A 20,601-nucleotide genomic window follows, 5' to 3' on the forward strand; every position below is an offset into this window, starting at 1 on the left:
GGGGAGGGTCCCCGGCGGGGGGAGTCACTTGCCGCTGCGACGGGTGTTGCCGACGACCTGGCCGATGATGACCAGGGCCAGGGCGAGCACGAACATCGAGAAGCCGATGACGTTGGCCTGGGCGGGGATCCCGCGCAGGTAGGAGACGTAGACGAACTTGGGGAACGTCGTCTCGTTGCCGGAGACGAAGTTCGTGATGATGAAGTCGTCGAAGGACAGCGAGAACGACAGCAGCGCGGCCCCGACGATGCCGGGGAGGACGAGCGGGAAGGTGACCCGCCAGAACGTCGCGCCCGGCCCGGCGTAGAGGTCCTGCGCGGCCTCCTCCATGCGCGGGTCGAGGCTCTGGAGACGGGCCTTGACCGTGACGACGACGAAGCTGATGCAGAACATGATGTGCGCGATGGTGATCGTCCAGAAGCCGAGGCCGAGGCCGACGCGCGAGAAGCCCTGGACGAAGATCGTCAGCAGGCTCGCGCCGAGGACGATCTCGGGCGTGGCCATCGGGACGAAGACGAGGACGTTGCTCGCCGCCCGGCCGCGGAACTGGTGGCGCACGAGCGCGAAGGCGAGCAGCGTGCCGAGCACCGTCGCGATGACGGTCGCGATGACGCCGATCTGCAGCGAGGTGACGAGCGCGTCGCAGACCCCGGGCGCACCGCAGGGGTCCTTCCAGTGCTTGAGGGTCGGGCTCCCCTCGGGGTTCCAGACGATGTTCGACTTCCGGTAGTTGTTGAACGAGAAGACGAACGTGTAGGCGACGGGCAGGAACAGGTAGAGCAGGACGAGGACCGCGACGATGATCGCGAAGCGGTTGGTCAACCAGCGGATCACACCAGCTCCTCCGTCCCGAAGCGGCGGACGTAGACGAACACCATGGCGAGGATGAGCGCCATGAGCGTGAAGGACAGCGCGGCGGCGACGGGGAACCCGCCGAGCACCTTGAAGAACTGGCTCTCGATGACGTTGCCGACCATCTTCGTGTTGTCGGCGCCGAGCAGGTCGGCGTTGACGTAGTCACCGGCCGCCGGGATGAACGTCAGCAGCGTGCCGGCGAGGACGCCCGGCATCGACATCGGCAGGGTCACCGTCCGGAAGGTGGTGAACCCGTTGGCGTACAGGTCTCCCCCGGCCTCGATGACGCGGTGGTCGGCCCGCTCGAGGCTGGCGTAGATCGGCAGCACCATGAACGGCAGGAAGTTGTAGGTCAGGCCCGCGACGACCGCCGCCCACGTCTCGGTGATGTGGCCGCCGGGCAGCAGGTGCAGCGCGTTGAGCGTGCTCGCGACCGGACCCTCGTCGGCGAGGATCTGGCGCCACGCGACGGTGCGCAGGATGAACGAGGTGAAGAACGGCGCGATGACCGCGATGAGCATGATGTTGCGCCAGCGCCCGGCCTTGAAGGCCATCGCGTAGGCCAGCGGGTAGGCCAGGCAGAAGGCGAAGAAGGTCGCGAGCCCCGCGAAGAGCAGCGAGCGCCCGAACTGCGGCGCGAAGTCGGTGAGGGCCGAGAGGTAGTTCGAGAAGTTGACGTCGCGGTAGTAGTAGCCCGGGTACCCGGGGAACTGCGACTGCAGGCTGACCGAGAACAGCTGCACGAGCGGGACGACGAAGAAGACGAGCAGCCAGAGCGCCCCCGGGACGAGCAGGAGGTAGGGCAGCCAGCTGCGGCCCTCGCGCTCCTGCGGCGGGGTGTCGCCCGCCGGGGCGCCCCCCGCCGAGCCGGCGTGGGCGAGGGCGCTCACGCCGTCGCCTCCGCGGCGGCCCTGGCCTCGGCCTCGTCGGCCGGCACGGTGAAGGCGTGGGCATGGTTCCAGGCGATCCACACGTCGTCGCCGGGCCGCAGGTCGATGGGGTCGACGTCGAGGTTCTGCTCGTAGCAGCTCCACACCGTCCCGCTCGGGAGGCGGACGAGGTACTCGGTGGCGACCCCGGTGAACGAGACGTCGAGGACGGTGCCCTTGACGTCGTCGCCGGTGCCCTCCGGGGGGCGGCGCAGCACGCGGACCTTCTCGGGGCGCACGCCGAACATCACGGTGCCGTCGGTCGCGTTGGCCCGGGCCAGCGGCACCTTGACCTTCGTGCCCTGCACCTCGGCGACGAGGCTGTCGCCGTCGCGGTCGACGACCCGGCCGGTGCCGAGGTTGGAGCGGCCGACGAAGTTCGCGACGAACGAGGTCCGCGGCAGGTCGTACAGGTCGGCCGGGTGGCCCATCTGCTCGATCCGGCCGTGGTTCATCACCGCGACGGTGTCGGCCATCGTCATGGCCTCCTCCTGGTCGTGGGTGACGTGGATGAAGGTGAGCCCGACCTCGGTCTGGATCCGCTTGAGCTCGACCTGGAGCTGGCGGCGCAGCTTGAGGTCGAGGGCGCCGAGCGGCTCGTCGAGGAGGAGCACCTCGGGCCGGTTGACCAGGGCCCGCGCGAGCGCGACGCGCTGCTGCTGGCCACCGGAGAGCTGGGCCGGCTTGCGGGCCGCGAGGTGGTCGACCTGGACGAGCGCGAGGGTCTCGTCGGCGAGCGCGAGCGCGTTCTTGTCGCCCCGGCGCTTGGGCCCGAAGGCGACGTTGTCGCGGATGGTCAGGTGCGGGAAGAGCGCGTAGCTCTGGAACACCGTGTTGACGGGGCGCTCGTAGGGCCGGCTGCCGGTGATCTCGGTGTCGCCGATGAGCACCTTGCCGGCCGTCGGCTGCTCGAGCCCGGCGACCATCCGCAGGGTGGTCGTCTTGCCGCAGCCCGACGGGCCGAGGAGGGCGAAGAACGAGCCGCGGGGGACGACGAGGTCGAGGTCGTCGACGGCCGTGAAGTCCCCGAAGGACTTCGTGACGGACTCGAGGCGCAGGTCGCCCGTCGCCTCGCGGAAGCCGCTGTTGCGTGCCATCAGTTGCCCTGCACCTTCTGCCAGATGGCGCTGTAGGCCTGGTCGTCCTGGGGCGAGAGCGCCGGGAAGCCCTGGATGTTGTTGTCCTTGATGTACTCCGCCGACGGGAAGATGAACGGGCTCTCGGCCAGCTCGGGGTCGGACTTGGCGAGCTCCTCCTGCGCCCCCTGGACCGGGCAGACGTAGTTGACCCACGCGGCGACCTCGGCGGCGACGGCGGGCTCGTAGTAGTAGTTCATGAGCGTCATCGCGTTGCGGCGGTGCGTCGAGGTGATCGGCACCATCATGTTGTCGCTCCAGAGGGTGCCGCCGGACTCGGGGATGACGAACTGCCAGTTGTCGTTCTCGGTCTCGGCCCGGAGGATGAACAGGTCGCCGCTCCAGACGATGCCGGCGATCGCGTTGCCGGACTTGAGGTCCTCGAGGTAGCTGTTGCCCTTGATCCGGCGGATGTACCCCTCGGACATCTTCTGCTCGATGAGGTCGACCGCGTTCTCGAACTGGGTGCGCCCCCAGCCGCCGGTGATGTCGACGCCCTGGCTCTGCATGACGAGCGCGACGGTGTCGCGGAACTCCGACAGGACGACGATGCGGCCCTTGAGCTCGGGGGTCCACAGGTCGTCGAGGCTCTTGATCTCCTGGGAGACCTTCGTCTTGTCGTAGCCGATGCCGGCGAAGCCCGACTGCCAGGTGAGGGAGTAGTTGCGCCCGGGGTCGAAGCTGACGTCCTTGAGGCTGTCGAGGAGGTTGCTCGCGTTGGGCATCCGGATGATCTCGAGCGGCTGGGCCAGCTGCTCGCGGATGACGCGGTTGGCCATCCAGTCGGTGAAGACGAAGATGTCCTTGCCGATGTCCTGCTTGGCCCGCAGCTGCGGCGCGATCTTGTTGAAGTAGGAGTCGTTGTCCTCGATGTCCTCGGAGTACGTGGCCTTGATGCCCGTCTCCTTGATGAACGCCTCGAGGGTCGGGTACTGCTTGGTGTCCTCGTCGTAGTCGAGGTAGGCGGTCCAGTTGGCCCAGCGCACGACCTTGTCGGTGGCCGAGACGTCCTCCGGCAGTTGCACGGCCGCCGCCGCTCCCCCGGACGGCGGGGTCGGGGGTGCGCACGCGGCCAGGCTCGCGGCGCCGCCCAGCGCGGCCGTCCCGAGGAGCGAGCGGCGCGAGAGCTGTGCGGAGCGGGCGGCCCGGACGAGGTCGCGGACGGCGGGGTCGGCGGGGGGCCGCCGGCGGAGAGGTGCCATGGGTGACCTGCCTCAGCTCTCGATGTTGGCCATGACGTGCTTGACCCGGGTGTAGTCCTCGAACCCGTACATCGACAGGTCCTTGCCGTACCCGGACTTCTTGTAGCCCCCGTGCGGCATCTCGGCGACCAGCGGGATGTGGGTGTTGATCCACACGCAGCCGAAGTCGAGGGCCTTGCTCATCCGCATCGCGCGGCCGAAGTCCTTGGTCCACACCGAGGACGCGAGGCCGTAGTCGACCCCGTTGGCCCAGGCCACGGCCTCGGCCTCGTCGGTGAAGCGCTGGACGGTGATGACCGGGCCGAAGATCTCGTTCTGGATCGCCTCGTCGTCCTGGCGCAGCCCGGACAGCACGGTCGGCTCGAGGTAGTAGCCGTCGCCGAGCGCCGAGACCCGGTTGCCACCGGCCGCGACCTGCGCGTGCGAGGGCAGCCGCTCGACGAACCCCGAGACGTGCGCGAGCTGGCGGGCGTTGTTGACCGGGCCGAGGAGCGCGTCGGCGTCGTCGGGCAGGCCGACCGGCGCGGAGCTCTTCGCGTACTCGGCGAGCGCGGCGACGAAGTCGTCGTGGATGCGCGGCGCCGCGAGCACGCGGGTGGCCGCGGTGCAGTCCTGGCCCGCGTTGAAGTAGCCGGCGATGGCGATGCCCTCGACCGCGGCCTCGATGTCGGCGTCGTCGAAGACGACGACCGGTGCCTTGCCGCCGAGCTCGAGGTGGACGCGCTTGACCTGCGGCGCGGCGCTCGCCGCGACCTCGGCGCCGGCCCGGACCGAGCCGGTGATGGCGACGAGCGAGGGGGTCGGGTGCTCGACGACGAGGCGGCCGGTGTCGCGGTCGCCGGTCACGACGTTGAGCGTGCCGGCCGGGAGGAACTCCGAGGCGATCTCGGCGAGCAGCAGCGTGGACTCGGGGGTGGTTTCGCTCGGCTTGAGGACGACGGTGTTGCCGGCGGCCAGGGCCGGGGCGATCTTCCAGACCGCCATGAGGAGCGGGTAGTTCCAGGGCGTCACCTGGCCGACGACCCCGATCGGCTCACGACGGATCCATGAGGTGTGCCCGGCCATGTACTCGCCGGCCGCCTTGCCCTCGAGGACCCGGGCGGCCCCGGCGAAGAACCGCAGCTGGTCGACCATCGGCGGGATCTCCTCGCTCGCGGTGAGCGCCTTGATCTTGCCGGTGTTCTCGGACTCGAGGGCGATGATCTCCTCGGCGCGCGACTCGAGCGCGTCGGCGATCTTCAGCAGCGCCTGCTGCCGCTCGCTCGGCGTCGTGTTCCCCCACTCCCCGAACGCCTTCGACGCGGCGGCGTAGGCGCGGTCGACGTCCTCGGCGCCGCTGACGGGGGCCTTGGCGACGACCTGCCCGGTCGCCGGGTTGACCACGTCAGTCGTGGCTCCGGTGGAGGCGTCCGTGTAGGACCCGTCGACGAAGTTGCGCAGGTCGCGAGGGCTGCTCATGTCTGGTGCTCCCGGGGGTCGGTGGCGGGGTGGACGCGGTGCGTCGGGGTGACCGGGCACGCGGCTGCGGGCACAGTAGTACGCCGCGCCGCGAAATCACTAGGGTCCGTCCACGATTCATGGGGAATGTTGCACGAATGTGGCACGGAAGTTGCGGAATCCGTTCCCCGGTACTTGCGTGACCCCCGCCCAGCAGCCACGATGGGGCGCGTGACCGCACGGCAGCCCCGCGACCGCTCGCACGACATCCGCCTCGACGACGTCGCCAAACGCATCATCGAGCTCCTCCAGGAGGACGGACGGCAGTCCTACGCCGCCATCGCGAAGGCGGTGGGCCTCTCGGAGGCCGCCGTCCGCCAGCGCGTCCAGCGCCTCCTCGACGCCGAGGTGATGCAGATCGTCGCCGTCACCGACCCCCTCCAGGTCGGCTTCCGGCGTCAGGCGATGATCGGCATCCGCGCCGGCGGGGACCTCGTCGACCTCGGCCAGGCCCTCTCGGACATGCCGGAGGTCGACTACGTCGTGACGACGGCCGGCTCCTTCGACGTGCTCGCCGAGGTGGTCTGCGAGGACGACGACCACCTCCTCGAGCTGCTCACACAGCGCATCCGGCAGCTGCCGGGCGTCGCGAGCACCGAGACCTTCGTCTACCTCAAGCTCAACAAGCAGCACTACAACTGGGGCACCCGATGACCATCCACCCGAACGACGTGTGGGAGCCGAGCTCCGACCGGCACACCGCGACCGGCGCCCTGTACTCCGAGGCCGCCCGCGACCACCTCTGGATGCACTTCACGCGGCACTCGACCTTCGAGGACCCGGGCCACGGGGGCCTCGGCCAGTCCGTGCCGATCATCACCCGCGGCGAGGGCTGGCGGGTCTGGGACGACCGCGGCAACGAGTACATCGACGGCCTCGCCGGCCTCTTCGTCGTCAACGCCGGCCACGGTCGCACCGCGATCGCCGAGGCGATGGCCAAGCAGGCCGCGGAGCTGGCGTTCTTCCCGCTGTGGTCCTACGCGCACCCGCGGGCCATCGAGCTCGCGGAGCGGCTGGCCCACCACGCGCCGGGCGACCTCAACCGCGTCTTCTTCACGACCGGCGGCGGCGAGGCGGTCGAGACCGCGTGGAAGCTCGCCAAGCAGTACTTCAAGCTGACCGGCAAGCCGACCAAGCACAAGGTCATCTCGCGGTCGGTGGCCTACCACGGCACCCCGCAGGGCGCGCTGTCGATCACCGGCATCCCGGACGCGAAGATGCCGTTCGAGCCGCTTGTGCCCGGTGGCCACAAGGTGCCCAACACGAACATCTACCGGGCGCCGGAGCACCTGCGCGAGGACGAGAAGGCGTTCGGCCGCTGGGCCGCCGACCGGATCGCGGAGGCCATCGAGTTCGAGGGGCCCGACTCGGTCGCGGCCGTCTTCCTCGAGCCGGTGCAGAACTCCGGCGGGTGCTTCCCGCCCCCGGCCGGCTACTTCGAGCGGGTCCGCGAGATCTGCGACGAGTACGACGTCCTCCTCGTCTCCGACGAGACGATCTGCGCCTTCGGCCGGATCGGGTCGATGTTCGCCTGCCAGGACTTCGGCTACGTGCCGGACATCATCACGACCGCGAAGGGCATCACCTCCGGGTACGCCCCGCTCGGCCTGATGATCGCGAGCGAGCGCCTCTTCGAGCCGTTCCGGAAGGGCACGACGTACTTCCCGCACGGCTACACCTGGGGCGGTCACCCCGTCTCGTGCGCCGCGGCGATGGCCAACCTCGACATCTTCGACGCCGAGGGCCTCAACGACCGCGTCAAGGAGAACGCCCCCGTCTTCAAGCGCACCCTCGAGCAGCTGCTCGACCTGCCGCTCGTCGGTGACGTGCGCGGCGCCGGGTACTTCTACGGGATCGAGCTCGTCAAGGACAAGGCGACCCGCGAGACCTTCGACGACGCCGAGAGCGAGCGGCTGCTGCGCGGCTTCCTCTCCAAGGCGCTCTTCGACGCGGGCCTGTACTGCCGGGCCGACGACCGCGGCGACCCCGTCGTCCAGCTCGCGCCCCCGCTGACGATGGGTCCGAGCGAGTTCGACGAGATCGAGCGCCGCCTGCGCTCGGTGCTCACCGAGGCCGAGAACCACCTCTGAGCGTGGACGGCTCGACGGGCACCGCGCCGCTCTGGTGGGACGGCCGGTCCCCTTCTCCTGCACCGGTGTCCGACGCCGAGCTGCCGCTGCGCGCCGACGTCGTCGTCGTGGGCGGCGGCTTCACCGGGCTGTGGACGGCCTACTACCTGCTACGGGCCGACCCCTCGCTCGAGGTGCTCGTGCTCGAGTCCGAGCACGTGGGCTTCGGGGCGAGCGGGCGCAACGGCGGCTGGGTCTCGGCCCTCTGGCCGGTCGGCGCCGACACCGTCGCCGCCCGGCACGGCCGGGAGGCGACGCTCTCGCTGCTCGCCGCGCTGCGCGACACCGTCGACGAGGTCGGCCGGGTCGACGCGGACGAGCAGCTCGGCGGCGGCTTCGTCAAGGGCGGGACGGTCGCCCTCGCGTGCACCGCGGCGCAGGAGGCCCGGGCGCGGGCCGCTGCGGCCCACGGCGCGGCGTGGGGCGACGGGACGACGTGGCTCGGGCCGCAGGAGGCCCGCGAGCGCCTCGACTCCCCCGGCGTCCTCGGGGCCACCTTCAACCCGCACTGCGCCCGGGTGCAGCCGCGCGACCTCGTCGACGGTCTCGGCGCCGCGGTCCGGCGCCTCGGGGCGCGGGTCGTCGAGGGAGTGCGGGTGGCGCGCGCCGGGGACGGTGTGGTCGTCCTCGCCGACGGTCGTCGGCTCAGCGCGCGGGCGGTCGTGCTCGCGACGGAGGGATGGACCCCGCGCCTGCCCGGGCACGAGCGCGCGCTCGTCCCGGTCTACTCGCTCATGGTCGCGACCGCGCCGCTGCCCGCCGCGACGTGGGAGCGCATCGGCCTCGCGCAGCGCGAGGTGTTCACCGACCACGGGCACCTCGTCATCTACGGGCAGCGCACCGTCGACGACCGCATCGCCTTCGGCGGCCGCGGCGCGCCGTACCACCTCGGCTCCGGCATCCGGCCCGAGTTCGACCACGAGGAGGCCGTGTTCGCCTCGCTGCGGCGGACGCTGACCGACCTCCTGCCCGCGCTGCGCGGGGTGCGCTTCACGCACGCGTGGGGCGGGCCGCTCGGCATCCCCCGCGACTGGAACCCCACGGTCCTCTGGGACCCGGTGACGCGCACCGGCCGCGCCGGTGGGTACGTCGGCGACGGGGTCGCGGCCACCAACCTCGCCGGGCGGACGCTCGCCGACCTCGTCCTCGGCCGCACCAGCGCCCTCACGGCGCTGCCCTGGGTCGGCCACCGCTCGCCGTCGTGGGAGCCGGAGCCGCTGCGCTGGCTCGGGGTCAACGCCGGTCTGCAGGCCGCCCGGCTCGCGGACGCCGAGGAGACGCGGACGGGCCGCGCGAGCCGCATCGCCCCGCTCCTGTCCCGCCTGACCGGCGGCCACTGATCCCCGTGTGAGGGCGGTAGGTTCGCCCGGTGCACGAGATCGAGACCCTCGACGCCCTCGACGCCGCCCTCGACGCGGGCACCCCGCTGCGCCGGATGCGGCTGCAGGACCTCGACCTCACCGAGCGCGCCGACCGGCTGCTCGCGCGCACCGACCTCGAGGGCCTCGTCGTCCTCGGCGGCCGGCTGCCGGACCGCCTCGGCGAGCACCTGCGCCGGCACGGCGCCCTCGTCTTCCCGACCGACCCGCACGCCCCGGTCGACCCCTATCGCGCGACCCTCTACTCCCCCGAGGAGCTCTACGCCGGCCTGGCCGCCTCGGGCTACGCCACGACCCCCGACGCGCTCGCGTACGCCTGGTCGCGCGACGCGACCCTCGGCCACGACGTCTTCGTCACCCTCCTGCGGGCCGTCCACGACGACTCGATGAGCGACGCGCTCACCGACCTGCTCGACGACCTCCCCGTCGTCGGTGTCATGGGCGGCCACGCCCTGCGCCGCGACGAGGAGGCCTACGCCCGCGCCGCCGCCCTCGGGCACGCCCTCGCCCGCTCGGGCCTCGTCGTCGCCACCGGCGGAGGGCCCGGGGCGATGGAGGCCGCCAACCTCGGCGCGCTCGCCGAGCACCCCGACGACCTCGCCGCGGCGGTCGAGCGGCTGCGGGCCGTGCCCTCCTTCCGGCCCGACGTCGACGCGTGGGCGCGCCTGGCCCTCGAGGTGCGCGAGCCGCTCGTCGCGGGCCGGAGCGCGCGCGCCGTGCGCAGCGTCGGCATCCCCACGTGGTTCTACGGGCACGAGCCGCCGAACGTGTTCTGCGACGGGATCGCGAAGTACTTCAGCAACGCCATCCGCGAGGACGGGCTGCTCGCCCGCTCCCGCGCCGGCGTCGTCGTCCTCGAGGGGGCGGCCGGCACGGTGCAGGAGGTCTTCCAGGCCGCCACCCGCCTCTACTACGAGAGCGAGCCGACCGACGGCCGCCCGCTCCCCCGGCTCGTCCTCGTCGGGGCCCGGCACTGGAGCGAGACGGTGCCGGTCTGGCCCGCCCTCACGGCGCTGGCCGGCGGGCGGCCGATGGCTCAGCACGTGCACCTCGTCGACGACCTCGCCGACGCGGTCGCCCTGCTCACCTCGGCCTAGGGCCGCGCCACCTCCGGGCGTGACGGCTCGTCGCGTCCCGGCAGCGCCATGAGCCAGAGCGGGACGACGAACCCCATCGGCGCGAACGCCAGGAGGAGCCACCACGGACTCTGCCCCGCGTCCCGCAGCCGCCGCGTGCCGACCGCTGCCAGCGGGACGAGCCCGAGGACGAGCACCGCGGCGCCCAGCCGCTCGTCGAGCGCGGCCGGCGCGGCGACGAGGACCAGCACTCCGACGAACGCGAACCAGAACTCCGTCCGGCTCGCTCTCCCCTCGAAGTCCGACCACCCGTCGAGGCCCCGCCGCAGCGCCTGCGCGAACGTGACCTCGGGCGCCGGACCCCCGACCGCCGCACGGACGGGTCCGTCGGCCGGTCCCTCGTCGAGCTCGGCGGGGTCGACGCCGAGCACCTCCGCGAGCGCGGCGGAGGTCGCGAGCCCTGCCGGGCGACCACCCTCGATGCGCTGGACCGTGCGCACGCTCACGCCGCTGGCCTCGGCCAGCTGCTCCTGGCTCCATCCGCGGCGGCGCCGCACCTCACGAAGACTCACGCGCCCAGTCTCACCCGCGAGGGCGCGCCGGCACCACGACACCGACCCGCCATCCGGGTGGCGGGTGCTCCCTACGGGCGCGTGAGCAGGACGATGCCGAGGCACATCTCGTCGGTCGTGCCCTCGCCCCACACGACGTAGCGCTCCTTCTGCCCGGCGAAGGCCGGCAGCAGGTCGCGCAGCGCCTGGTCGTGGCGGCAGGTGACGGTGATGCGGTCCCCCGGCGCGACGCGGACCGGCTTCTCCAGCGGGATGCTCCCCTGGTCGTCGAAGTCCCAGCTCGCGATGTCGAGCACGCGTCGCGCGCGCTCGGTGCCCTTGTCGACGTCGACGGTGATGGACCGGCCGAGCAGGTGCATGTGCCCGGCGACGGCCCGGATCGTGCCCTTCTCCCGGACCGTGCGGGTGCAGCTCTGGACCGGGCCGGGCACGACCGGGCCGCAGAGCAGGTGCAGCAGGTCGGCGGTCGCCGGGCGCTCCTCGAAGCGGCGCGAGACGTCGGCCACCGAGACGACGCGCGCGCACAGACCGGCCGTGCGGTTCTCGCGGCACGGCAGCTCGACCGGGGCCGGCAGGAGCATCGTGTCGAGGGCCTTCTTCCGGCTGCCCGCCGCCTCCGAGACACGTAGCCGGACCGTGCTGCGGTCGGTGCCGGAGCCGGCCAGGAGGTTGTAGTGCATCTGGACGACGAGCCGGCCACCCGCCCGCAGCGGGATGCCGATGTCGTCGGCCATCACCCGCTCGCCACCTCCGGGCGCCCAGGCGCCGACCCAGTCGGCGTCGTCGAGGTTGACCCCGATGCCCTGGATCCCGCTGCCGCCGAAGCAGGTCCAGCCGTCCCCCGGGTCGGCGGAGTCGAGCTGCTCGGCCTGCGCGATGCCCTCCGGCTCGACCCGCGACACGATGACGTGGTGCACCAGCGCCGCGTTGTCGGGGCGGATGTCGACACCGCTCACGAGCTGGTCCGTGCCCAGGTGGGGGTCCAGGAGGAAGCAGCGGTAGTCGTCGGTGGCGGTGGGGGTCGGCGCCGTCGGGGTGTAGGCGCCGGGCAGCCGGACCTCGACGAAGCGCTCCCCGGCGCGCAGCGGCACGTCCGGCGGCCGCGACACCGTGGCGGAGGGCGCGGTCGTCGCGGCGGCGTGGGCCGCCTCGTGCGAGCCCTTCGCCCGCAGGTTGTCGGGCAGCGGCGCGGACGAGCAGCCCGCCAGCCCCACGGCCAGCACGGCGGCCAGGGAGAGCAGGCGTCGTCGCATGACCGGAGCGTAGTGCCGGCGCCCCCCGTCGGTCAGGCGGTGGAGGCGGCCAGCTGCCCGCAGGCGCCGTCGATCTCGGAGCCGCGGGTGTCACGGACCGTCGTCGGGATGCCGTGCGCCCGCAGCCGCTCGACGAACTGCTGCTCGACCCCGCGCCGCGACGCCGTCCACTTCGAGCCGGGCGTCGGGTTGAGCGGGATCGGGTTGACGTGCACCCAGCCCCGGCCGCGGGCGGCGAGCTTCTCGCCGAGGAGGTCGGCCCGCCACGCCTGGTCGTTGATGTCGCGGATCAGCGCGTACTCGATGCTGACGCGGCGCCCGGTGACCTCGTAGTAGCGGTGCGCGGCGTCGATGGCCTCGTCGACCTTGAAGCGCGTGTTGATCGGCACGAGCTCGTCGCGCAGCTCGTCGTCCGGAGCGTGCAGCGACAGCGCGAGCGTCACCGGGATGCCCTCGGCCGCGAGCCGGTCGATGCCCGGCACGAGGCCGACCGTCGACATCGTGATGCCCCGGGCCGAGATGCCCAGGCCCGAGGGCGCCGGCTCGGTGAGGCGCCGGATGGCGCCGATCGCCGCCTTGTAGTTGGCCAGCGCCTCGCCCATCCCCATGAAGACGATGTTGCTGACGCGGACCGGGCCGCCGGCGGGCGCCTCGTCCGAGCCCTCGGCCTCGTCGCCGAGACCGGCCCCCTCGGTGCCCGCGCCCACCTCGGGCAGCCCGCCGTGGCGCAGCATCCGGGCCGCGGCGACGACCTGCTCGACGATCTCGGCCGTCGACATGTTGCGGGTCAGGCCCTCCTGCCCGGTCGCGCAGAACGGGCAGTTCATCCCGCAGCCGGCCTGGCTGGAGATGCAGACCGTCACCCGGTTCGGGTAGCGCATGAGGACCGACTCGACGAGCGCGCCGTCGAAGAGCTTCCAGACCTGCTTGACGGTGGCGCCCTGGTCGGCCGTGATGTGGCGGACCGGCTGGAGCAGCGGCGGCAGGAGGTCGCGGACGAGGTCGTCGCGGACGGCCTTGGGCAGGTCGGTCATCTCGTCCGGGGAGTCGACGAGCCGCTCGAAGTAGTGCGTCGAGAGCTGGTTGGCGCGGAAGGCCGGGTGGCCGAGGGCCGTGGCGGCCTCGCGGCGCTCCTCGACCGTGAGGTCGGCGAGGTGACGCGGCGGCTTGCCCCGGCGGGGCGCGACGAGGGTCAGCTGGCCGGGGGCGGGGCGCGGGGCGGGGGTCTCGGACATGGTCCCCCGATTCTCGCAGGCCGGGCGCGGCCCGGGCGAACCGCGACCGGAGGCGCTGCGCGCCGCTCCCCACCTCAGGATTCTTCGGTTCGCCCACACCGGGACCTGTCATCCCTTTACTCTCTCTTTAACTTCGCTCCGCAGGGGGAGCGAGGATGCAGGGAAAGGCAGGGCCATGGGCCTGTTCGACCGCTGGCGCTCGCTCGCAGGGGGCGCCGCCACCGTCCCGGGGACGACCTCCCCCGTCCGGCACCCGCTCGCGCCGGTGCCGGACCTCGACTCCGACCCCGCGCTCGACGCCGAGGCGCGGGCGCACCTCGAGCGCCTCACCGCCGCCGCCGAGACCGACATCGACTCGATGTCGCCCGCGCGGTTCGACGCCGCGCTCACCTCCCGCCTCGTCGCGCGGGACCGGCTGCACGCGACCGGCCTGGGCTTCCAGTACGTCATGCCCTTCACCGAGCACGTCGACGAGGTGCTGACCCTCGACCTCCCGTTGAGCGTGGTCACCCTCCCCGAGTCCCGCGTCGTGGCGACGCGTCGCCACCTGTGGTCGCTCATGGAGATCGCTCGCGCCAACCTCCTCGAGGAGCTGCAGACCGCCGACGCCGAGCGCATCCGCCTCGGCCGTCCGCGCCACTCGGTCTCCGCGATCGTCGGCGACTCGCCGTACACCTCCTCCTTCGCCCGCTTCCTCCCCGAGGTGATCGAGCGCTGGCTGCCCGGCGCCGACCTCTCCGGCGGGGTCGTCTTCGCGATGCCGCACCGCAACGCCCTCGTGCTGCAGCCGTGCTCGACGCCGGCGGAGGCCCGTGCCGCCCTCGAGCTCGTCCCCGCGCACGCCGCCGAGATGTACGCCGACGGCGCGGGTCCGGTGACGCCGCACGTCTACCACTGGTACCACCGCGAGATCACGTGCCTCACCGAGGAGCTGCCCGACGGCACGCTCGCGGTGGGGTCGACGCCGGTGCTCGACGCGATGCTCACGCGCGGCCGCCGCCGCGCGGGCTGACCCGCCGCGGTCGGGCTCCCGGGTCAGGACACCGGGACGAGGAAGAACAGCAGGGCCCAGGCGATGGGCGCGACCGCGACGAGGGAGTCGAGGCGGTCCATCAGGCCGCCGTGGCCCGGGAGCATCGTCCCCATGTCCTTGATGCCGAGGTCGCGCTTGATGCTCGACTCGATGAGGTCGCCGGTCGTCGCCGCCCCGGCGGCCACCGCCCCGAGGAGCGCGCCGCCCCACCACGGCCCGTCGAGGAGCAGCGGCAGGGACACGGCGCCGACGAGCGCGCACGTGGCGACCGACCCCGCGAAGCCCTCCCAGGACTTCTTCGGGCTGAGCGAGGGCGCCATCGGGTGCTTGCCGAGGAACACCCCGACGGCGTAGCCGCCGATGTCGGAGAACACCGTGACGAGCACGAAGACGATGATGCGCTGGCGGCCGTCGGGCTCGGCCAGCATGAGCGAGGCGAAGCCCCCGAGGAAGACGGGGTAGAAGGTGACGAGCGCCGAGGCCGACAGGTCCCGGGCCGCGCCGTCGAGGCCGTCGGCGACGCGCCACACCACGAGCCCGACGAGCGTCAGGCCGAAGGTCACGACGAGCGCCTCGGCGCCGCGCAGGTACGCCGACGAGATCATCCCGACGGCCCCGAGCAGCAGCGGCGGCAGCGGGACGTGGAAGCCGCGGGTCGCGACGGCCCGCCGCACCTCCCAGGCGCCCCGGCAGATGGCGACGACCACGACGACGAGGAAGGCCCGCGGGTCGAGCACGAGGCTCGCGATGACGACGGCGCCGAGCAGCAGCCCGACCCCGATCGCGGCCCGTAGGTCGCGCCCGGCCCTGGGCTTCGTCGGGGCGTCCGCGGTGTCGGTGGCCGCGGCGGCGTCGGTGGCGTCGGTCATGGGGTGGTCAGACGTCGAGGAGCTCGGCTTCCTTGCCCTTGAGCAGCTCGTCGATCTGCTCGACGTGCCGCTTGGTGACCACCTCGAGCTCCTTCTCGGCGCGGGCGCCCTCGTCCTCGCCGACCTCGCCGTCCTTGACGAGCTTCTCGAGGGAGGTCTTCGCGCTGCGCCGGATGTTGCGGACCGACACGCGGGCCTCCTCGGCCTCGTTGTGCGCCATCTTCACGTACTCGCGACGGCGCTCCTCGGTCAGCTGCGGCATCGTGCAGCGGATGATGTTGCCGTCGTTGCTCGGGTTGACGCCGAGGTCGGCCTGCTGGATCGCCTTCTCGATGGCGTGCATCGAGGACTTGTCGAACGGGCTGATGATGATCGTGCGCGCCTCGGGCGTCTGGAACGACGCGAGCTGCTGCAGCGGGGTCGGGGCGCCGTAGTAGTCGACGGTGATCTTCTGGAACATGCCGGGGTGCGCCCGGCCGGTCCGGATACCGGCGAAGCTCTCCTTGGCGACCTCGACGGCCTTCTCCATCTTCTCCTCGGCCTCGAACAAGGTCTCGTCGATCACGGCAGGCATCTCCTTCGGTTCGCGTCGCGGGTGCGGCGCTGCGGGTCCAGTGTGTCAAAGGCCCGGCAGCACCGGGCCGGGGTCGGTCAGCCGGCGTGGACGAGGGTGCCGATGGCCTCGCCGCGCAGGGCGCGCGTCACGTTGCCGTCGCCCTCCATGCCGAAGACGACCATCGGGAGGCGGTTGTCCATGCAGAGGCTGAAGGCGGCGGCGTCGACGACCTTGAGGCCGGTGCGCAGCGCCTCGCCGAAGGTCACCTCGTCGAGCTTGCGGGCGTCCGGGTTCTCGCGGGGGTCGCTGTCGTAGACGCCGTCGACGCCGTTCTTGCTCATGAGGACCGCGTCGCACTGGCACTCGAGCGCACGCTGGGCGCTCACCGTGTCGGTGGAGAAGTACGGCATGCCGGCGCCGGCGCCGAAGATGACGACCCGGCCCTTCTCGAGGTGGCGGATCGCGCGGCGCGGGATGTAGGGCTCGGCGACCTGACCCATCGTGATGGCGCTCTGCACGCGGGTGTCGACGCCCTCCTTCTCGAGGAAGTCCTGGAGGGCGAGGCAGTTCATGACGGTGCCGAGCATGCCGATGTAGTCGGCGCGGGCGCGGTCCATGCCCTTCTGCTGCAGCTCGGCGCCGCGGAAGAAGTTGCCGCCGCCGACGACGATGGCGACCTCGATGCCCTCGCGGACCGCCGCCGCGATCTGGCGGGCCACCCCCCGGACGACGTCGGGGTCGACGCCGACCTGCCCGCCACCGAACACCTCGCCGGAGAGCTTGAGCAGCACCCGGCGCGCGCGACCCGGCATCCCGGGTGCGGCCGGGGCCTCGGTGGTGGCAGGCGTGGTCACGGGGCCTCCTCGGCGGATGGTGCACAGCGGTCGCCCGATCCTTTCACAGCACGCGCGGCCGGACCGAACCGTGAGGGAGGAGCGGCTGTCCGGGAGTGCGGGCGGACGTGGCTCCCGGACCGGGTGCAGGGCTGCCACGATGGGGCGGTGGACGACGCGCGCGAGGTGCTGACCTGGGAGCTGTTCGACGAGGCCGTCTGGTCGCTGGCCGAGGAGGTCGCCGCCGAGGGCGTCCCGGACATGATCCTGTCGATCGCCCGGGGCGGGCTGCTCATCGGCGGGGCCCTCGGGTACGCGCTCGGGGTGAAGAACACGTACACGATGAACGTCGAGTTCTACAACGGGGTCGACGAGCGCCTGGAGGTGCCGCGCATCCTCCCGCCGGCGCCCGACTTCGTCGACCTCCACGACGCGACGGTCCTCGTCGCCGACGACGTCGCGGACACCGGCCTGACCCTGCGCTCGGTGGAGGAGTTCTGCGCCGGGAAGGTCGGCCGGGTGCGGACCGCCACCATCTACGCCAAGCCCCGCTCGGTCGTCCGGCCCGACCACGTCTGGCGCGACACCGACCGCTGGATCACCTTCCCGTGGAGCGACCGCCCACCGGTCACCGGCCGCGGCGTCGTGGAGGCCTGAGCCGTGTGGCCGGTCACCGCGTCGCGGACCGTCTACGCCAACGCCTGGATCGAGGTCGTCGAGGACGACGTCGTCCGCCCCGACGGTGAGCCGGGGATCTACGGCGTCGTGCGCCTGCGCCAGCCCGCGGTCTTCGTCGTCGCCCTGACCGAGGCGGACGAGGTCGTCCTCGTCACCGTCGACCGTCACACGACCGGCTCGTCGGTCGAGGTCCCGGCGGGCGGCTCCGACGGGCCCGACACGCTGGCCGGGGCGCGCCGCGAGCTCGCCGAGGAGGCCGGGCTCCAGGCCGAGCACTGGCGCGAGGTCGGGCGGATGGACGCGCTCAACGGCATCTGCGTCGCGCCGGAGGTCGTCTACCTTGCGACCGGCCTCTCCCCCGCCGAGGGCGCCGAGCCGGAGGCCGAGGGCATCAGCGCGGTGCGCACGGTGCCGTGGCGCGAGGTGATGACGATGGTCGCCGACGGGCGCATCCGCGACGGCGAGACGGTGGCGGCGCTGATGTTCGCCGCGATCGCCCTGGGGCGCGTCGGCTGACGAGCGGGTCCTGACGGCGTCAGAGGACGCCGGCGTTGCGGAGCATGAACTCCGTGTCGGTGTCGCGCCCGCCGCGCGGGTCGCGGGCCGGCTGCGTCTCCTGGGTCGCCACCATCTCCTCCGGCCGTACCCGGGGCAGGTCGACGTGCACCCGGCGCTCGAGGTCGTGCCGGTCGGTGTGCTGCTGCGCTGCGTCCATGGCGGGCCTCCCGCCCTCATCGTCGCACGCGTGGCCGACGACGTCACGCCTCCGCACCGCTGTCGGTGGCCCGCCCTACGGTCCCGGCATGACCGCCGACCCCGCCGCCGTCGTCCGCCGCTACTGGGCCTGCGCCGAGGCCCGCGACTGGGAGGGCTTCGCCACCACGCTCTCCCCCGACGTCGTCTACCGCGTCCCGCAGACCGGTGAGGTCGTCCGCGGCCGCGAGGCCTACGTGCGCTTCAACCGGGAGTTCCCCGGCGACTGGCACCTCGTGCTCGACCGCGTGCTCACCGACGAGCGCGGCGCCATGACCCGCACGACCTTCTCCGTCGACGGCGCGACGATGACCGGGCTGTGCCTGTTCGTCCTCGACGCCGAGGGCCTGGTCACCGAGGTCGAGGACTGGTGGCCGGAGCCGTACGAGCGCCCGGCCGAGCGGGCGCACCTCACCGAGCTCGAGGACTGACACGACGCCGCCCCCGGGAGGACCCGGGGGCGGCGTGCGTGGTGCGCTCGGTGAGCGACCGGGTCAGGACCCGATGCGGAAGCGCGCGAAGCCGGTGGCCGACGCGCCGGCCTCGTCGAGGACCTTGGCGACGGTCTTCTTGGCGTCCTTGGCGAACGGCTGCTCGAGGAGCACCTGCTCCTTGAAGAAGCCGTTGACGCGACCCTCGACGATCTTCGGGAGGGCGGCCTCGGGCTTGCCCTCCTCCTTCGCGGTGGCCTCGGCGACGCGACGCTCGTTCTCGACCGTCTCGGCGTCGATCTCGTCGCGGGTGAGGACGGTCGGCGCGAACGCGGCGACGTGCATCGCGACGTCGCGGGCGGTCGTGGCGTCGCCGCCCTGCGTGGCGACGAGGACACCGATCTGCGCGGGCAGGTCGGGGCTCGTCTTGTGCAGGTAGGAGACGACGTGCTCGCCCTCGAGGCGCGCGACCCGCTTGACCTCGATCTTCTCGCCGATGGTGGCGTTGGCGTCGTCGAGGAGCTGCTTGACCGTCGTGCCGTCCTCCAGGGTGGAGTCCAGCAGCTGGTCCGCGTCCGCGGCCTTGGTGGCCACGGCCTGCGCGAGCACCTGGTCCGCGAGGGCGATGAAGCGCTCGCCCTTGGCGACGAAGTCGGTCTCGCAGAGGACCTCGACGAGGGTGCCCTGGCCGCCCTCGGCCTGCGCGGTGACCAGACCGTTGGAGGTCGTGCGGCCCTCGCGCTTGGTGACGCCCTTCTGGCCCTTGACGCGGAGGATCTCCTCGGCCTTGGCCATGTCGCCGTCGGCCTCGTCGAGAGCCTTCTTGACGTCCATCATGCCGGCCGCGGTCTTCTCGCGGAGCGCCTTGATGTCAGCGGCGGTGTAGTTCGCCATGGTTTCCTGTCTCGCTCGTTGGGGTGAGGGGAATGAGCCTGTGGCTCAGGCCTGAATGAGCCTGTGGCTCAGGCCTGCTCGGCCGGGGCGGCCTCGGCTGCCGGGGTCTCCTCGGCGGCCGGGGTCTCCTCGGCGGCCGGGGTCTCCTCGGCGGTGGCCTCGGCAGCCTCGGGGGCGGTCGCGGCGGTGGTCTCGCCGGCCTCCGGGGCCACGGCCTCGGCGGCCTGGTCGGCGTCGCCGGAGAGCAGCTCGCGCTCCCACTCGGCCAGCGGCTCCTCGCCCTGGGCCTGCTCGCCCGTGGCGGCCTGGCCACCGGAGCGCGCGATGAGACCGTCGGCGACGGCGTCGGCGATGACGCGGGTCAGGAGGGTGACCGAGCGGATGGCGTCGTCGTTGCCCGGGATCTTGTAGTCGACCTCGTCGGGGTCGCAGTTGGTGTCGAGGATCGCGATGACCGGCAGGCCGAGCTTGCGCGCCTCGTCGACCGCGAGGTGCTCCTTCTTGGTGTCGACGATCCAGACGGCCGAGGGGACCTTGGACATCGAGCGGATGCCGCCGAGGGTCTTCTCGAGCTTGTCCTTCTCGCGCTTCATCATGAGGAGCTCCTTCTTCGTGCGGCCCGAGCCGGCCACGTCGTCGAAGTTGATCTCCTCGAGCTCCTTGAGGCGCGTGAGGCGCTTGGAGATCGTCTGGAAGTTGGTGAGCATGCCACCGAGCCAGCGGTGGTTGACGTACGGCATGCCGACGCGGGTCGCCTGCTCGGCGACCGGCTCCTGCGCCTGGCGCTTGGTGCCGACGAAGAGGATGGTGCCGCCGTGGGCGACGGTCTCGCGGACGAACTCGTACGCGTTGTTGATGTAGGTCACCGACTGCTGCAGGTCGATGATGTAGATGCCGTTGCGCTCGGTCATGATGAAGCGCTTCATCTTCGGGTTCCAGCGACGGGTCTGGTGCCCGAAGTGGACGCCGCTCTCGAGGAGCTGGCGCATGGTGACGACGGCCATCGTCGTTCTCCTTGGTGTGTGTGGTTGTCAGTTGCGTCGGTGGAGCCCGAGCCCCGAGGGGTGGACCCACCTGCCTGGCGTCCCGACGCACCCCGGGCGGACCCGACCTCGTGAGGTCGCGGGCCGCCACTGCCGTGGTGCGTCCCCGGCCGGCGGACCGGCGCGGGAGGAGGACGCGCGAGATGTGGCTCCCGCACGCGGACGCACGGAGGCCATCGGACATGCTACGGCGCGCAGGGGTCCGGCACGAAATCGGTGGGCGGCCCCGCGGGAGCCGAGGTAGCGTC

22 protein-coding genes are annotated in these 20,601 nt (G+C 72.4%); 8 read left to right on the forward strand and 14 right to left on the reverse strand.

Annotation, left to right across the window (positions count from 1 at the left end):
• Positions 1-24: 24 nt before the first annotated feature.
• From LG324_RS14935 to LG324_RS14955, 5 genes are read right to left on the reverse strand one after another with little or no spacing between them, the layout of a single operon-like run.
• Positions 25-834, reverse strand: a complete 810-nt coding sequence (locus LG324_RS14935) for an ABC transporter permease (RefSeq protein WP_404349150.1) — start codon at positions 832-834, stop codon at positions 25-27.
• Positions 831-1,745 (reverse strand): ABC transporter permease, encoded by a 915-nt coding sequence (locus LG324_RS14940; RefSeq protein ID WP_404349153.1) that lies wholly within the window; start codon positions 1,743-1,745, stop codon positions 831-833. Before LG324_RS14940 ends, LG324_RS14935 begins: the two co-directional genes overlap by 4 nt.
• Entirely contained in the window at positions 1,742-2,881 is a 1,140-nt protein-coding gene (locus LG324_RS14945; RefSeq protein ID WP_404349155.1) for an ABC transporter ATP-binding protein, read from the reverse strand. The genes LG324_RS14940 and LG324_RS14945 overlap by 4 nt, the downstream gene beginning before the upstream one ends.
• Positions 2,881-4,122 carry a PotD/PotF family extracellular solute-binding protein gene (locus LG324_RS14950; RefSeq protein WP_404349157.1) on the reverse strand — a complete coding sequence of 414 codons (1,242 nt, stop codon included), beginning with the start codon at positions 4,120-4,122 and terminating at the stop codon, positions 2,881-2,883. Before LG324_RS14950 ends, LG324_RS14945 begins: the two co-directional genes overlap by 1 nt.
• 12 nt (positions 4,123-4,134) lie before the next feature.
• Positions 4,135-5,580, reverse strand: a complete 1,446-nt coding sequence (locus LG324_RS14955; RefSeq protein ID WP_404349159.1) for a gamma-aminobutyraldehyde dehydrogenase — start codon at positions 5,578-5,580, stop codon at positions 4,135-4,137.
• A 201-nt stretch (positions 5,581-5,781) separates the two neighbouring features.
• Here LG324_RS14955 and LG324_RS14960 point away from each other — a divergent pair, with 201 nt between their 5' ends.
• The 4 genes from LG324_RS14960 (at position 5,782) to LG324_RS14975 (ending at position 10,224) form a co-directional block, all read left to right on the forward strand.
• Positions 5,782-6,273 (forward strand): Lrp/AsnC family transcriptional regulator, encoded by a 492-nt coding sequence (locus tag LG324_RS14960; protein ID WP_030527999.1) that lies wholly within the window; start codon positions 5,782-5,784, stop codon positions 6,271-6,273.
• Positions 6,270-7,709, forward strand: coding sequence for an aspartate aminotransferase family protein (locus tag LG324_RS14965; RefSeq protein WP_404349161.1), 1,440 nt, complete (start codon positions 6,270-6,272; stop codon positions 7,707-7,709). The genes LG324_RS14960 and LG324_RS14965 overlap by 4 nt, the downstream gene beginning before the upstream one ends.
• 65 nt (positions 7,710-7,774) lie before the next feature.
• A complete protein-coding gene (locus tag LG324_RS14970; RefSeq protein WP_404349164.1) occupies positions 7,775-9,088 on the forward strand; it encodes an NAD(P)/FAD-dependent oxidoreductase in 1,314 nt (437 codons plus the stop codon).
• 29 nt (positions 9,089-9,117) lie between these two features.
• Positions 9,118-10,224 carry an LOG family protein gene (locus tag LG324_RS14975; RefSeq protein WP_404349166.1) on the forward strand — a complete coding sequence of 369 codons (1,107 nt, stop codon included), beginning with the start codon at positions 9,118-9,120 and terminating at the stop codon, positions 10,222-10,224.
• Here LG324_RS14975 and LG324_RS14980 read toward each other — a convergent pair.
• The 3 genes from LG324_RS14980 to rlmN all read right to left on the reverse strand — a co-directional run bounded on the left by LG324_RS14980 (position 10,221) and on the right by rlmN (position 13,263).
• Positions 10,221-10,775 carry a DUF805 domain-containing protein gene (locus LG324_RS14980; protein ID WP_404349168.1) on the reverse strand — a complete coding sequence of 185 codons (555 nt, stop codon included), beginning with the start codon at positions 10,773-10,775 and terminating at the stop codon, positions 10,221-10,223. The genes LG324_RS14975 and LG324_RS14980 overlap by 4 nt on opposite strands.
• 71 nt (positions 10,776-10,846) lie before the next feature.
• Positions 10,847-12,028: a hypothetical protein gene (locus LG324_RS14985; protein ID WP_404349170.1), complete on the reverse strand. Its 1,182-nt coding sequence runs from the start codon at positions 12,026-12,028 to the stop codon at positions 10,847-10,849.
• A 32-nt stretch (positions 12,029-12,060) separates the two neighbouring features.
• Complete coding sequence (gene rlmN, locus LG324_RS14990) at positions 12,061-13,263, reverse strand: 23S rRNA (adenine(2503)-C(2))-methyltransferase RlmN (RefSeq protein WP_404349172.1); 1,203 nt, start codon at positions 13,261-13,263, stop codon at positions 12,061-12,063.
• A gap of 175 nt (positions 13,264-13,438) precedes the next feature.
• On the opposite strand from rlmN, the gene LG324_RS14995 reads away from it, so the two are divergent.
• Positions 13,439-14,275: a hypothetical protein gene (locus tag LG324_RS14995; protein ID WP_404349174.1), complete on the forward strand. Its 837-nt coding sequence runs from the start codon at positions 13,439-13,441 to the stop codon at positions 14,273-14,275.
• A 23-nt stretch (positions 14,276-14,298) separates the two neighbouring features.
• Here the strand turns inward: LG324_RS14995 and LG324_RS15000 are convergent, their stop codons facing one another.
• From LG324_RS15000 to pyrH, 3 genes are all read right to left on the reverse strand, one after another.
• On the reverse strand, positions 14,299-15,165 hold the full coding sequence (locus LG324_RS15000; RefSeq protein ID WP_404349176.1) for a phosphatidate cytidylyltransferase: 867 nt from the start codon (positions 15,163-15,165) through the stop codon (positions 14,299-14,301).
• A 7-nt stretch (positions 15,166-15,172) separates the two neighbouring features.
• Entirely contained in the window at positions 15,173-15,730 is a 558-nt protein-coding gene (gene frr, locus LG324_RS15005; RefSeq protein WP_404349179.1) for a ribosome recycling factor, read from the reverse strand.
• Between the two features lie 86 nt (positions 15,731-15,816).
• Positions 15,817-16,533 (reverse strand): UMP kinase, encoded by a 717-nt coding sequence (gene pyrH / locus LG324_RS15010; RefSeq protein ID WP_030527990.1) that lies wholly within the window; start codon positions 16,531-16,533, stop codon positions 15,817-15,819.
• Between the two features lie 189 nt (positions 16,534-16,722).
• Here pyrH and LG324_RS15015 point away from each other — a divergent pair, with 189 nt between their 5' ends.
• On the forward strand, positions 16,723-17,211 hold the full coding sequence (locus LG324_RS15015; protein ID WP_404349181.1) for a phosphoribosyltransferase: 489 nt from the start codon (positions 16,723-16,725) through the stop codon (positions 17,209-17,211).
• 3 nt (positions 17,212-17,214) lie between these two features.
• Positions 17,215-17,748, forward strand: a complete 534-nt coding sequence (locus LG324_RS15020; protein WP_404349183.1) for an NUDIX domain-containing protein — start codon at positions 17,215-17,217, stop codon at positions 17,746-17,748.
• Positions 17,749-17,767: 19 nt separating this feature from the next.
• Here the strand turns inward: LG324_RS15020 and LG324_RS15025 are convergent, their stop codons facing one another.
• On the reverse strand, positions 17,768-17,947 hold the full coding sequence (locus LG324_RS15025) for a hypothetical protein (RefSeq protein ID WP_404349184.1): 180 nt from the start codon (positions 17,945-17,947) through the stop codon (positions 17,768-17,770).
• 88 nt (positions 17,948-18,035) lie between these two features.
• On the opposite strand from LG324_RS15025, the gene LG324_RS15030 reads away from it, so the two are divergent.
• Complete coding sequence (locus tag LG324_RS15030) at positions 18,036-18,416, forward strand: nuclear transport factor 2 family protein (protein ID WP_404349186.1); 381 nt, start codon at positions 18,036-18,038, stop codon at positions 18,414-18,416.
• 63 nt (positions 18,417-18,479) lie between these two features.
• On the opposite strand, the gene tsf is transcribed toward LG324_RS15030, so the two are convergent.
• Positions 18,480-19,310, reverse strand: coding sequence for a translation elongation factor Ts (gene tsf, locus LG324_RS15035; protein ID WP_404349189.1), 831 nt, complete (start codon positions 19,308-19,310; stop codon positions 18,480-18,482).
• A 68-nt stretch (positions 19,311-19,378) separates the two neighbouring features.
• Positions 19,379-20,314, reverse strand: coding sequence for a 30S ribosomal protein S2 (gene rpsB, locus LG324_RS15040; RefSeq protein WP_404349191.1), 936 nt, complete (start codon positions 20,312-20,314; stop codon positions 19,379-19,381).
• Positions 20,315-20,601 lie beyond the last annotated feature (287 nt).

Source organism: Phycicoccus jejuensis, from assembly GCF_044797865.1.
GTDB classification, from domain to species: domain Bacteria; phylum Actinomycetota; class Actinomycetes; order Actinomycetales; family Dermatophilaceae; genus Phycicoccus; species Phycicoccus jejuensis.

Bases quoted from the DNA above. Each gene is read 5' to 3' on its own strand.
- LG324_RS14945 (WP_404349155.1), bottom strand. From the start codon at position 2,881: ATGGCACGCAACAGCGGCTTCCGCGAGGCGACGGGCGACCTGCGCCTC.
- LG324_RS14950 (WP_404349157.1), bottom strand. From the start codon at position 4,122: ATGGCACCTCTCCGCCGGCGGCCCCCCGCCGACCCCGCCGTCCGCGAC.
- LG324_RS14955 (WP_404349159.1), bottom strand. From the start codon at position 5,580: ATGAGCAGCCCTCGCGACCTGCGCAACTTCGTCGACGGGTCCTACACG.
- LG324_RS14960 (WP_030527999.1), top strand. From the start codon at position 5,782: ATGGGGCGCGTGACCGCACGGCAGCCCCGCGACCGCTCGCACGACATC.
- LG324_RS14965 (WP_404349161.1), top strand. From the start codon at position 6,270: ATGACCATCCACCCGAACGACGTGTGGGAGCCGAGCTCCGACCGGCAC.
- LG324_RS14985 (WP_404349170.1), bottom strand. From the start codon at position 12,028: ATGCGACGACGCCTGCTCTCCCTGGCCGCCGTGCTGGCCGTGGGGCTG.
- rlmN (WP_404349172.1), bottom strand. From the start codon at position 13,263: ATGTCCGAGACCCCCGCCCCGCGCCCCGCCCCCGGCCAGCTGACCCTC.
- LG324_RS14995 (WP_404349174.1), top strand. From the start codon at position 13,439: ATGGGCCTGTTCGACCGCTGGCGCTCGCTCGCAGGGGGCGCCGCCACC.
- LG324_RS15000 (WP_404349176.1), bottom strand. From the start codon at position 15,165: ATGACCGACGCCACCGACGCCGCCGCGGCCACCGACACCGCGGACGCC.
- pyrH (WP_030527990.1), bottom strand. From the start codon at position 16,533: ATGCCGGGTCGCGCGCGCCGGGTGCTGCTCAAGCTCTCCGGCGAGGTG.
- LG324_RS15025 (WP_404349184.1), bottom strand. From the start codon at position 17,947: ATGGACGCAGCGCAGCAGCACACCGACCGGCACGACCTCGAGCGCCGG.
- LG324_RS15030 (WP_404349186.1), top strand. From the start codon at position 18,036: ATGACCGCCGACCCCGCCGCCGTCGTCCGCCGCTACTGGGCCTGCGCC.
- tsf (WP_404349189.1), bottom strand. From the start codon at position 19,310: ATGGCGAACTACACCGCCGCTGACATCAAGGCGCTCCGCGAGAAGACC.
- rpsB (WP_404349191.1), bottom strand. From the start codon at position 20,314: ATGGCCGTCGTCACCATGCGCCAGCTCCTCGAGAGCGGCGTCCACTTC.